The organism is Actinomadura kijaniata NBRC 14229, from assembly GCF_001552175.1.
Taxonomy (GTDB): domain Bacteria; phylum Actinomycetota; class Actinomycetes; order Streptosporangiales; family Streptosporangiaceae; genus Spirillospora; species Spirillospora kijaniata.
On sequence record NZ_BCQR01000144.1, the window covers coordinates 20,115 to 32,387 of the forward strand.

The following is a 12,273-nucleotide window of genomic DNA, read 5'->3' on the forward strand; positions in this document are numbered from 1 at the left end:
GAACGGTCCGGCGCGGACCGCCAAGGGAGCTGAAAGTGTGAACGCTCTAAAGGCGCTCACCCACGCTGAACCGTCCTCTTACTGGCTCACCGACCCGTCCCGGCCCGATCCGGGAGCCGCCTTGGCCGGGCGGGTCACCTGCGACCTGGCCGTCGTCGGCGGCGGTTACACGGGACTGTGGACCGCGCTGCGGGCCAAGGAACGCGACCCCTCGCTCGACGTGGTCGTCCTGGAGGCCGACCGGGTCGGCGGGGCGGCCTCGGGCCGCAACGGCGGCTTCTGCGCCGCCAGCCTCACCCACGGCATCGGCAACGGCCTGGAACGCTGGCCCGACGAGATGCCCGTCCTGGAACGCCTCGGCCGCGAGAACCTGGTCGCCATCGGCGAGACCCTCGAACGCTACGGCATCGACGCCGAGTGGGAGCTCACCGGCGAGATGGACATCGCCACCGAGGAATGGCAGATGAAGGACCTCCAGGAGGTCGCCGACCGGGCGGCCGAACTGGGGTGGAGCCCGTCGCTGCTCGGGACCGACGAGGTCCGCGCCGAGGTGAACTCGCCCACCTACCTGGGGGCGCTGTGGGACCACGAGGGCGTCGCCATGGTGAACCCCGCCAAGCTCGCCTGGGGCCTGGCGGACGCGTGCCGTTCGCTGGGCGTGCGCATCTACGAGAACACGCGCGTGACGTCGCTGCGCCGCGAGACCAACGGCGATCTCCGCCTCGGCGGCGCCTACGGCTCCGTCACCGCCCGGAAGGTCGCGCTCGGCACCGGGGTCTTCCCGCCCCTGCTGAAGCGGCTCAGGCACTTCCTGGTGCCGGTCTACGACTACGCGATGGTGACCGAGCCGCTGACCGCCGGGCAGCGCGAGGCGATCGGCTGGCGGAACCGGCAGGGGCTCGGCGACAGCGCCAACCAGTTCCACTACTACCGGCTGACGTCCGACGACCGGATCCTGTGGGGCGGATACGACGCCATCTACCACTTCGGCAACGACCTGCGTTCGGACCTGGAACGCCGCCCGGAGACGTTCGCGACGCTGTCCAAGCACTTCTTCACGACGTTCCCGCAGCTGGAGGGCGTCCAGTTCACCCACACCTGGGGCGGCGTCATCGACACGTGCAGCCGCTTCTGCGCGTTCTTCGGCACCGCCTACGACGACCGCCTGGCCTACGCGGTCGGCTACACGGGCCTCGGCGTGGGCGCGACCCGGTTCGGCGCCGACGTCATGCTCGACCGGCTCGGCGTGGGCCTGGCCAAGGGCGAGGAGACCGAGCGCACCCGGCTGAGGATGGTCCGCACCAAGCCGGTCCCGTTCCCGCCGGAGCCCCTGCGGTACGCGGCGATCGAACTGACCCGCCGCGAGATCGCCCGCGCCGACCGCAACGGCGGCCGCCGCGGACTGTGGCTGAAGACCCTCGACCGCTTCGGTCTCGGCTTCGACTCCTGACCGGAGGATGAGGCGCGGTCCCCACCGGGACCGCGCCTCACCTGCGTTTTCTCCCCGTTGTCCACCGATCGGTGGACAACGGATTCCACCGGTCGAGGCTGCCGCGCGGGACGGTCCGCACGCGAGCGTGGGGGCCATGAGAAACCTGACCGTACGCATGGCCCGGTGGAGCGCCGGGCATCCCTGGCGGGCGATCGCCGGATGGTTCCTGTTCGTCGCGCTGTGCCTGGGCGCGGGCCTGGGGATCGGCTCCAACCCCGCCGCCACCGAGGACTACCGGATCGGCGAGGCCGGACGGGCCGAGGCCATCGCCGCCGAGGGCGGGCTGGCCCGGCGGCCGGTGGACCGGGTGCTGATCACCGCCCGGCCCGGCGCGACGGCCCTGGACCCCGCCGCCGCCGACGCCGCCGCCCGGGACGTCTCCGAGCGGATGCGGCGGCTGCCCGAGGTGAGCTCGGTGGCCGCGCCGGTCCGTTCGGCCGACGGCAGGGCCGTCCGCGTGGACGTCACGATGCGCGGCCCGGAACTCGACGCCGCCAAGCACGTCGCGCCGCTGCGCGCGCAGACGGCCGAGGCGCAGCGCGCGCATCCCGGCGTGCTGATGGAGGAGACCGGCAGCCCGTCGGTCAGCAGCGGCGTCGCGAAGCTGCGCTCGGACGACCTGGCCCGCACCGAGATCATCGCGATCCCGATCACGCTGCTGACGTTGCTGCTGGTGTTCCGCTCGGCGGCGATGGCGACGGTGCCGCTGCTGCTGGCGCTGTCCTCGATCGCCGCCGCGGTCGGGCTGTCGGCGCTGGCCTCGCACGTGTTCCCGGACGCGGGGGTCGGCGCGAACATCATCCTGATGATCGGCATGGCGGTCGGCGTCGACTACACCCTGTTCTACCTCAAGCGCGAACGCGAGGAACGGGCCCGCTCCGGCGGGCGGCTGGACTCCCGCGCCCTGGTCGAGCTGGCCGCCGCCACCTCGGGCCGCGCCGTCGTGCTGTCGGGGCTGGCGGTCGCCGTCTCCAGCGCCACCCTGTACCTGGCCGACGACGTCATCTTCTCCTCGATCGCCACGGCCGCGATCGTGGTGACGCTGGCCGCCGTGCTGAGCTCGCTGACCGTTCTGCCCGCCCTGCTGGCCGTCCTCGGGGCGCGTACCGAACGCCGGGCCGCCCGCCGCGCCGCCAAGGGTGGGACGCGACAGCCGAAGGCCCGCGCGGGCCGCTTCACCGAGGCGATGCTGCGTCCCACCGTCCGGCGTCCCGGCGTGACCCTGGCCGTGTCGACGCTGGCGATGCTCGCGCTGTCCCTGCCGCTGCTCGGCCTGAACCTCACCGACATGGGCCAGGAGACCCACTCCCGTTCCATCCCCGCCATGCGGACCTACGACCGGATGAACCAGGCGTTCCCCGAGCTGAAGGCCAACCACCAGGTGCTGGTGCGCGCGGACGGGACGGGCCGCACCGCCGAGCTGACCGGCGCGCTGCGCGACCTCCAGCGCCGCGCCGCCGACGAACGGATCTTCACGGGCACGCCGGTGCTGCGCACCTCGCCCGACGGACGCATCGCGATGCTGCACCTGCCGGTCCCGCACTACGTGAGCGACAGGGCCGCGCAGGACTCCCTCGCCCGGCTGCGCGCCGACCTGATCCCGGCCACCACCGGCCGCCTGCCCGGCGTCGAGACGGCAGTGTCGGGGGAGGTCGCCCGCTACGTCGACTACCCGGCGCACCAGAAACAGCGCCTTCCGCTGGTCATCGGGGCGCTGCTGCTGGTGACCTTCGCGGTGACGGCGTGGGCGTTCCGCTCGGTCGTGCTGGGCGCGGTCGGCCTGGCGCTGAACCTGCTGTCGGCGGCGGCGTCGCTGGGCGTGCTGGTGGCGGTCTTCCAGAACGACTGGGCGGAGGGGCTGCTCGGCTTCACCTCCACCGGCTCGATCGGGGCCCGGGTGCCGCTGTTCCTGTTCGTGATCCTGTTCGGGCTGTCGATGGACTACCAGGTGTTCGTGCTCAGCCGGGTCCGCGAGGCCGTGCGAGACGGCGTCCCGACCCGCACGGCCGTGCTGGACGGCCTGCGCGCCTCGGCGGGCGTGGTCACCAGCGCCGCGTTCGTGATGGTGACGGTGTTCGCCAGCTTCGTCGGACTGCACATCATCGAGATCAAGCAGATCGGGTTCAGCCTGGCGGTGGCGGTGCTGCTGGACGCGTTCGTCGTCCGCTCGCTGATCTTGCCCTCGCTGTTGCTGCTGCTGGGCGAGCGCACCTGGTGGCCGTCGCGCGGCGTCCGGCGGGACGTCGTCGTCGCACCGGCCCGGACCGACGCGACCGTAGGCTGATCGACATGGATGAACGGTCCGGAACCGGTCGGCTCCGCCGCTGGTACACCCTCGCCTGGGTGCTGGGCGGCCTGTGGCCCCCGGTGATCGCCGTGCTCGACGAGCCCGGACCCGCCAAGTACTGGTCGCTGACCCTGTCGGCCGTGCTCGGTCTCGCCTACGCGGCCGTGGGACGCCTCCCACGGCCGCTGGGCCCGCGCGCCTACCTGTGCGTGCTGGTCCTCGGCCTCGGCGCGCTGTCGCTGATGTCGGGCGGGGCGCCGCTGTTCGTCGCGGCGGTCCCGCAGTTCTGGTTCCTCGCCCGGCGACCGCGCGAGGCCCTGGCCGCGAGCGGGGCCGGGGCGGTGGCCGTCGTCGTCGGCGGCCTGGTCGGGCACGGCCAGGTGGGCGCCGGTGCCGCCGTCACGGTCATCGCCTACGTCGTGTCGGCGCTGCTGGGGCTGGGGGTGCATCGGTTCCTGCGGGACAACGAGGACCGCACCCGCCGCCTCGACGCCGAACTGGTCGAGACCCGGAACCAGCTGGCCGAGGCGCACCGGCGGCAGGGCGCGACCGAGGAACGCGAACGCCTCGCCCGGGAGATCCACGACACCCTCGCCCAGGGACTGGCGTCCATCGTCGTGCTGGCCGAGGCCGCCCGCACCAACCTCGACGGCGACCCCGCCCGGAGCGCCCGGCAGCTGACGTCCATCGAGAACACCGCCCGCGAGAACCTCGCCGAGGCCCGCGCGCTGGTCGGCTCCGCGCCGCAGGAGGGCGTCGCGTCCGGCTCGGTGGCGCGGGCGCTGCGCCGCACGCTGGACCGGTTCGCCGAGGACACCGGCATCACCGTCACCGCCGAGCTGCCCGACGTCGAGTGCGACCGGCCGACCCGGATCGCGCTGCTGCGCTGCACGCAGGAGTCGCTGGCCAACGTCCGCAAGCACGCGGACGCCACCACGGTCGGCGTCGTGCTGGAACGGCACCCGCACGGCGTCGAGCTGGAGATCACCGACGACGGGAAGGGCTTCGTCGTCGCGCGGGCGCGGGGCTTCGGCCTGGACGGGATGCGCCGCCGTCTGGCCGAGCTCGGCGGCGAGCTGACCGTCACCAGCTCCCTCGGCGACGGCACCCGCGTGCTCGCCGTGCTTCCCCTCAGCGACGACCCGGAGGTCAAGTGAACGAGCGGACGGTCCGCGTCGTCCTGGTGGACGACCACGTCGTGATGCGCGCGGGGGTGGCCGCGCTGCTGGCCGCCGAACCCGGCATCGAGATCGTGGGCGAGGCGGGCGACGGCCGGGAGGGCGCCGAGCTCGTCGAGCGCCTGGAACCCGACGTCGTCCTGCTGGACCTGCGGATGCCCGAGCTGGACGGGGTCGCCGCCACCGCCCGGATCGTCGCCGGGCCCGCGCCGACCCGGGTGCTGATCCTGACGACCTACGACACCGACGAGGAGATCGAGCGCGCCGTCGAGGCCGGGGCCGTCGGATACCTGCTCAAGGACGCCACCCGCGCGCAGCTGGTCGACGCCATCCGCGCCGCGGCGCGGGGGGAGACCGTTCTCGCGCCGCGGGTCGCCGAGCGGCTGGTCGCCCGGATGCGCCGCCCCGCGCCGGTGACGCTCACCCCGCGCGAGGTGGACGTGCTGACCGCCGTCGCCGACGGCCTGTCCAACGCCGAGATCGGCGACCGGCTGTTCATCGGGGAGGCGACCGTCAAGACGCACCTGCTGCGCGTGTTCGCCAAACTGGACGTCAGCGACCGCACGCGCGCCGTGGTCGTCGCGATGGAACGCGGCCTGCTGCCCCGCCGGGGATCAGTCCGGTGACGCGTCCTCGGCGCCGAAGATGACCGAGGAGACCTCCAGGTACAGCTGCTCCGGGTACGGCATGAACTTCACGTTCCGCAGCGCCTGCTTCTGGCCCGCCGACTCCATCACGAACTCGCCGTAGCCCAGCAGACGGCCCGTCAGCGAACGCTCCAGCTTGATGTCGGTGACCTTCGCCAGCGGCATCATCGCGACCGTGCGGCTCAGCACGCCCCTGATGACCATCACCCGGTGCTCGGTCACCAGGAAGAACTCGATCGACCAGGCGAGGACCTTCCACATCAGATAGCCGAGCGTCACCACCCACAGCCACCACACCCAGGCCGTCCCGACCGCCGCGCTCAGCAGCGCGCACGCGACCAGCCCGACCACCACGACCGCGACCGGGGTCAGCAGCACGGCCGGGTGCCGCCGCACCGCGATGACGCGTCCCTCGTGGGACATGAGATACCGGTCAACGGTCCGTGATCCCGCGTCGCGGAAGACGACCATGTCCTGCACGTTCATCGCGATGTCCTCGTCATGATCTGTTGGGGTCAACGGTATCCGACCCGGACGGCCCGGGGCAGTGCCCGCGCGGAGGGTTGTGGGCAACGACCCGACGACGGCCCGCCACCCGTCGAGCGACAACCCGCCGTCCGCGAAGCGACGGCCCCGACGACGATGCGGCGGCGCCGTTGGTGACCGGCGGCGATGCCGATGACCCACCGTGTTCGCCGCGGTGACGGCCCGACTCCAGGCGCCGCCTCCGGGACCGGGCGGCTCCGGGCGGCTCCGGATGCGCCCCGATCATGTGAGAGCCGACGAGGTGCACGACCCCCGGGCGCTCCAGGCGGACCCCGGCGTCTCCATGGCGGCGCAGGACCAGCGCGTCGAACTCCGAACGCGCGACCGAACGCGCGACTGGGCCCGTCCGCCTCAACGTTGGTCCACCTCAACGCCGGTGGTTCCCGGCCTTCGACGGCGGCGACGGGACGATCTTCGGGTATGCCGACCAGGGGAGCGATCTGGGAGAAGCGCTGCACAGCCTGTGAGCCATGGCGACGCTCGGTCCGGTGGTGGCTCAGGTGGGCAGGGCGGCGAGCCAGTCGGTCAGGAGCCGGTTGACCTCGGCGGGGCGTTCCTGCTGGATCCAGTGGCCGCAGCCGTCGAGGATGTGGCAGGACATCAGGCCCGGCAGCGTGACCGGGTACGCCTCGATCGCGTCGGCCAGCCAGGTCGTGGAGGCGTCCAGGCCGCCGCCGGCGAACAGGGACGGCTGGGTGATGGGGGCGCCGTCGAAGGCGGCGAGGTCCTCCCAGTCGCGGTCCATGTTCCGGTAGCGGTTGAGCGCTCCGGTCATGCCGGTCCGCTCGAACTCCCCGGCGTAGACGTCGAGGTCCCTGTCGCTGAGCCAGGCGGGCAGGCGGCCGGCGGGCAGGCGGTCCCGCAGCGTCCCGCCCCTGCTGACGAAGTGCGGGTCGGGAGCTCCGGGCGCGGGCATGGTGTCGGCGGACAAGGCCGCGTAGAAGCCCGCGAGCCAGCCGCGGACGTCGGGTTCGATCTCGGCCTCGGCGCGGCCCGGCTCCTGGAAGTAGGAGACGTAGAACTCCTCCTCCCCGCCCATCCGCGCGAAGACCTCGCCGGGGCGGGGGCCGCCGCGCGGGGCGTAGGGAACGCTCAGCAGTCCCACGGCGCGGAAGACCTCCGGCCTGAGCAGGGCGGAGTCGGCGGCGATGGTCGCGCCCCAGTCGTGGCCGACGACCACCGCCGACTCCTCGCCCAGGGCCCGCACGACCGAGACGTTGTCCTCCACGAGGTCGACCATCCGGTACGCGTCCGCCGCGACCGGCTTGGAGGAGCGGCCGTAGCCGCGGACGTCGATGGCGACCGCGCGGTATCCCGCCGCCGCGAGTGCCGGCAGTTGGTGGCGCCAGGAGTACCAGGACTCCGGGAAGCCGTGCACGAGCAGCACCAGCGGCCCGGTTCCCTGCTCCACGAGGTGGATCCGGCCTCCCGGGGAGGAGACCAGCCGGTGCGTGACCTCGGGGGTGTGCTGCGACATGTGTCTCCTTCGGGACGGCTCACTTCCGCCGTTTCGTCGAGCCGATGCCGATCATGCACGGGGCTCCGCCCGGAGGACGAGTTCGTTTGCCGACCCGGCAAATCCGGGCCTCGGAACCGTCGTCAGAGCTCACGCCATGTCCTGCCCGGACGACCGCCTTCGCTTTGGCGGCAAGGCCCGGGACGTTCCGTTCACGGAGGCGGCCCGGGATCCGTCGCGAACGCCCCGGTGGCGGGGTGGTGGGGATTGTTCTCGCGGGGTGTTGTTTTCGTTGGTCTTGTGCGGGGGGTGATCGGCGACGGAGGATGGCGGCATGGACGGCACGAAGGTGCCCCACCCCCGGGCGGGCGACGGAGGGCCCGGGGCGGGGAACGGCGGGCCGCGGGGCGCGCGCGGGGAGTTCGTGTCCGACGTCACCGGGCGGCCGGTGTGGCGGCTGCTGCTGCGCGGGCTCGGCGTCTACCTGCCGGGGTGGCGGCCCCCCGAGGGCGCGTCGCCGGTGGCGGGCGTGACGGTCGGACCGCCGGCGTTCGTGAACGGCGGGTCCGGCTTCGGCCTGCACCTGCCCGCCCGGCGCGAGGGCCTGGAGCCCGACCGGGAGATCTACGTCCGGGGCCGCGAGGACCCCAGCTTCGGCATCGTCATCGCCGGGCCGTCGGAGGCCGTCGGCAGCCGTGTGGTGGACGCCGAGGGGCTGGTGCGGTTCGCGCGGCGGCTGACGTTCGAGGAGCTGTTCGAGAACGGCGACCCCAAGTCGGTGCCGTACGCGGTGCGCGCGGCGCGGGCGGTGCAGAACGTGGTGTTCCTCGACCGCGCCGCCGGGGTGGGGCTGTGCGCCGAGGTCGATCCGGCGAGCGGGGCCGTGTGGTGCCCGGTGCTGGTGCGGATCGGGGCCCCGCACGAGCGGACCGTGCGGGCCTACGGGTTGGCGCCCCAGACGGTCAGGTCCCACAGCTGATGGGACGGCAGGCGGCGCAGGCGCTCGGCGGCGGCTGAGGGGTCCCAGAACACCTCGTCGCTCTCCAGCTCCAGCGACTGGGCCGGGGTGAGGATCGCGCACAGCAGCTCGTCGCGGGTGCGCACGGCCATCAGCGGCCCGATCTGGGCGACCGCGCCGCCGCTCTCGTACAGGGTGCGCAGCAGCGCCTTCAACGCCGCCTCGTCCTCGGGCGGCCGGACCGGGCTGACCCGCTGGGGGAGCACGCCGCCCGGCTCGCGGGACAGGCCGCCGGGCCCGCCGTTGCGGGGCAGGTCCGCGCCGGTCGAGATGAGCACGGCGGTGAACGCGCCCGCCAGGTCGTCGGAGTGCTGGCCGCCGAGGAAGTAGCGGCGGCGCTCGGGGGAGCCGGGGGCCGTCCCGTCGGGGCCCTCCACGGTCCGGAACCGGATCTCCAGCCGGCCGGCCAGCACCGACCGCTCGTACACCTCGGTGAGGATGTCCTCCAGCGGCGCGTCGCGCGTCCACAGCCGCCCGGTCGCGGTGACGGCCGCGCCGCCGTTGCCGCGGTGGCCGGTCAGCGTGGTGGTGACCGCGTCGTCGAGGCTGCCCTCGGTGAACTGGAGCAGCTCGGCGACGACGTCCTCGACGTCCTCCAGCGTGCGGGTGAGGGTGCGCTGGAGCTCCAGGATCTCCGCGCCGCTGCGTTCCAGGTCGGTGAGGCGGTCCAGGGCGGTGTCGACCTTGCCCTCCATGGTGGCGGCGCCGGTGGCGGTGACGGTGCGGACCGAGGTCTCGACCTCGCCGAGCTTGCGGCGCAGCGCGGCCAGCGTGACGCGCTGCTGCTCCAGCTCGTGCAGCCGCCCGGCCTGGGCGCGGACGAACTCGTCGGCGTGGTGCACGACGGTCGCCAGCTCCTCGACGCGGTCGGTGTTGTGCCGCAGCCGCGAGTCCAGGGCGGGCAGCACCTCGCGCTTGACCTTCGACAGCTCGGCGGTGAGCTGCTCGCCGACCGTCACCAGCACGCTGTTCTGCTTGCTGACCTGCTCGTTCAGCTCGTCGATGCGCCGGACGAACGCGCGCTGCTGGTCCCGGCTCTGCTTGCTCGCGTACAGTTCGAGCGCCCCGACCATGACGCACATCACCACGAGGATGGCGGTGGTCATGGCGCCGTCCGGCCGGGCTCGGGGAGCGTCACGGCCGGGAGCTGGTGGGTGACGAGGGAAGGTCGGGCGTCACAGCGCCGGGAGCCGCCGCGCCGGGGGCGTGGCAACGGGTAGGGCATGGACACTCCTCGCCGGCCGGTCGGCATTTCCGAAACGTGTTGTGATCGCGACCATAACTTACGATCACGCGCGGCGACCATGACTTACGTAACCGACAGATCTCACTGACCGGGGAAGGGGACACCCCCTGCGTCGGATACCGGCGGCGTCGGCTCGTCGCAACCCTCGAACTGCGGGACGGTCCGGGTGTAGTGCAGCCCGACCGGGCCGAACCAGCGGCCGAGCAGGCGTTCGACGGTGCCGTCCTGGTACATGGCGGTGATGGCCTTGTTGACCGCCTCGCAGCCGTCGACGTCGTCGCGGCGCAGCCCGATGCCGTAGGGCTCGTCGCTGAACGGCGTCCCCGCGATCCTCAGCTTCGGCCCGCCGGTCCGGGCCGCCTGCGCCGCCAGGCCCGCCAGGATCAGGTCGTCGGTGGAGACCGCGTCAAGCTGTCCGCTGCTCAGCATCGCCAGGCACTGGGCGTATCCCCGGGCCCGGCCGGGCACGACGGGGACGCCCTTCTCCTCGCGGACGCGCCGGTAGGACACCGAGCCCTCCACCTCGCACAGCCGCTTCCCCTTCAGGTCACGCAGGCCGCGCACGCGTTCGGACGCGGGCACCAGGATGTCCTGGTGGGCGACGTAGTAGGGGCCGGCGAACGTGACGCGGGTCTTGCGCTCGGGGGTGATGGAGTAGCTGGCCACCACCATGTCCACGGCGCCCCGCTCCAGCAGGGCCTCGCGGTCGGCGGAGGCGACCGGCCGGAACATCAGCCGGCCGGCGGGCACGCCCAGCCGCCGCGCGACCTCCCGGGCGATGTCGACGTCGAAGCCCTCGTAGCCGCCGCCGGGCGTGCGCATCCCCAGTCCGGGCTGGTCCGGGTAGACGCCGACGACCAGGGACGGCCGGGTGGTGACCGACTCGGCGGCGGCCACCCCGCAGGCGCCCGCGCCGGACGCGAGCGCCACGGCGGCGGCCAGGGCGCGGAACGCCCGCGTGCCCCGAGCGGCGGTCACCGGTATTCCGCCAGCCGGGGGCGGACGCCGACCAGCACCAGCACCAGGATCAGCAGCCCGGCGGCGGGCACCACGTACTCCCAGCCCCGGGTGCCCTTGTCGCCGTCGGCCACGGCCTGGTCGAACGCCCTGCGGTGGATGCCGCTGAGCCGGACCAGGGAGGCGTCGTAGGCGGCGAAGTCCCGGGCCGAGCCGCCGAGCCGCTCGCCGATCGCCTCGCCGCGCCGCCCGCCGTTGACGAGCTGCCGGATGCGCTGGTCGTCGCGCTGGTACCGCTGCCAGTGCCCGAGCACCTGCGGCAGCGTCCGGTCCAGGTCGGGCATGGTGTCGTCGGCCGCGACCCGTTTGGCCTCGCTGCCGAGGAACCCGAGCATCTGCGGCGAGCGCAGGTCGCCCACGCCCGTCTGCACCTTCCCGGCGTACTCGCTCAGGCTCCGGGCCGGCAGGTACAGCACCGACTGGGACTTGCTGAGGAACACCTGCTCGTAGGTGTCGGCGCGGCCGGGGTCCAGCAGGTAGCGGGTCTGGTCGGCGTTGGCGCTGTTGCCGATCGCGCGGGCCCGCGACAGCGCCAGGATCGAGTCGAACCCGTCCTGCTTGGCCTTCTTCAGGTGCCCCGCCTGGCCGCCCAGCATCACCGCCGCCGACGCGGTCAGCACCAGCGCGATGACCGTGGCCGCCGCCAGCGCCGGGTTCAGCAGCCGCCGGAACCGCACCACCAGGAACAGCTGCAACCCGACCAGCAGCGCCAGCAGCAGCACTCCGGTGACCACGACCCAGACGGTGCCGGAGACGACCGCGCGCCGCTCGTCCTCGTAGGTGTGGCGGACCAGGGTGCCGTTGTCGAGGGTCAGGTTGTAGGCCTTGGGGAGCAGGTCCAGCTTCATCAGGTCGGTGGCGTTCCGGTAGAGCGCGATGACCTCCTGCGACGGCGGGCCGGGCGCGTGCGAGGACTGCCCGTCCAGTTGCAGGGCGCGACCGGCGAGGTTGTCGTAGCGGCCCAGCGCGTCCAGCAGGTCGCGGGCGGTCCGCTGCTCGCTGGCCTCGTCGGCGAGCTTGCCCGCCGCCAGCAGCGCCTCGCCCGCCGCCCGGCGGTTCTGGTCGTACCGGGACAGCGCCTGCTCGCGGGTCAGGCCCAGGCCGGTGCTGCGGCCGACCAGCAGCGCGTTGGCGAGCTGGGCGTCCATGTCGGTGAGCGCGAAGTACAGGTCGCCGGTCGCCACGACCTGCGGGCCGGCGTCGTGCCCGATGACCCGCACGCCGTCCCGGGCGTCGTCGACGGCCGCCCACAGCACCCCGAGGGACACCCCGAGCGCGACGACGACGGCGGTGGTGAGCGCGCGGACGCGCCCCGCGGTCGTGGACGGCGTCAGCCGCCGCCGACGGCGCGGGGCGACCGGCGCGGCGGCCGGGACGGCGGCGGTC

10 protein-coding genes are annotated in these 12,273 nt (G+C 73.6%); 5 read left to right on the forward strand and 5 right to left on the reverse strand.

All coding sequences use genetic code 11. The features are described 5' to 3' along the window. Nucleotides 1–37: 37 nt before the first annotated feature. The 4 genes from AKI01S_RS35945 (at nt 38) to AKI01S_RS35960 (ending at nt 5,583) form a co-directional block, all read left to right on the forward strand. Complete coding sequence (locus AKI01S_RS35945; RefSeq protein ID WP_067828272.1) at nt 38–1,450, forward strand: NAD(P)/FAD-dependent oxidoreductase; 1,413 nt, start codon at nt 38–40, stop codon at nt 1,448–1,450. Nucleotides 1,451–1,586: 136 nt separating this feature from the next. Then, nucleotides 1,587–3,776, forward strand: a complete 2,190-nt coding sequence (locus AKI01S_RS35950) for an MMPL family transporter (RefSeq protein ID WP_067828275.1) — start codon at nt 1,587–1,589, stop codon at nt 3,774–3,776. 5 nt (nt 3,777–3,781) lie between these two features. Then, nucleotides 3,782–4,936, forward strand: coding sequence for a sensor histidine kinase (locus AKI01S_RS35955; RefSeq protein ID WP_067828278.1), 1,155 nt, complete (start codon nt 3,782–3,784; stop codon nt 4,934–4,936). Beyond that, entirely contained in the window at nt 4,933–5,583 is a 651-nt protein-coding gene (locus AKI01S_RS35960) for a response regulator (protein WP_067828281.1), read from the forward strand. The genes AKI01S_RS35955 and AKI01S_RS35960 overlap by 4 nt, the downstream gene beginning before the upstream one ends. Here the strand turns inward: AKI01S_RS35960 and AKI01S_RS35965 are convergent. Next, a complete protein-coding gene (locus tag AKI01S_RS35965) occupies nt 5,572–6,090 on the reverse strand; it encodes a PH domain-containing protein (RefSeq protein WP_084000591.1) in 519 nt (172 codons plus the stop codon). The genes AKI01S_RS35960 and AKI01S_RS35965 overlap by 12 nt on opposite strands. 556 nt (nt 6,091–6,646) lie before the next feature. Beyond that, nucleotides 6,647–7,627: an alpha/beta fold hydrolase gene (locus AKI01S_RS35970; protein WP_067828284.1), complete on the reverse strand. Its 981-nt coding sequence runs from the start codon at nt 7,625–7,627 to the stop codon at nt 6,647–6,649. Nucleotides 7,628–7,940: 313 nt separating this feature from the next. Between AKI01S_RS35970 and AKI01S_RS35975 the strand changes: the two genes are divergently transcribed. Then, nucleotides 7,941–8,585, forward strand: coding sequence for a hypothetical protein (locus tag AKI01S_RS35975; protein WP_245681920.1), 645 nt, complete (start codon nt 7,941–7,943; stop codon nt 8,583–8,585). Here AKI01S_RS35975 and AKI01S_RS35980 read toward each other — a convergent pair. From AKI01S_RS35980 to AKI01S_RS52020, 3 genes are all read right to left on the reverse strand, one after another. Further along, on the reverse strand, nt 8,546–9,730 hold the full coding sequence (locus AKI01S_RS35980) for a hypothetical protein (RefSeq protein WP_067828287.1): 1,185 nt from the start codon (nt 9,728–9,730) through the stop codon (nt 8,546–8,548). The two genes, AKI01S_RS35975 and AKI01S_RS35980, sit on opposite strands and share 40 nt — an antisense overlap. Before the next feature lie 221 nt (nt 9,731–9,951). Beyond that, nucleotides 9,952–10,848: a glutamate ABC transporter substrate-binding protein gene (locus AKI01S_RS35985; RefSeq protein ID WP_067828290.1), complete on the reverse strand. Its 897-nt coding sequence runs from the start codon at nt 10,846–10,848 to the stop codon at nt 9,952–9,954. Next, on the reverse strand, nt 10,845–12,273 hold a 1,429-nt coding region (locus AKI01S_RS52020; protein WP_369688758.1), incomplete at its 5' end, for a GlnX family signal transduction membrane protein. The genes AKI01S_RS52020 and AKI01S_RS35985, both read right to left, overlap by 4 nt.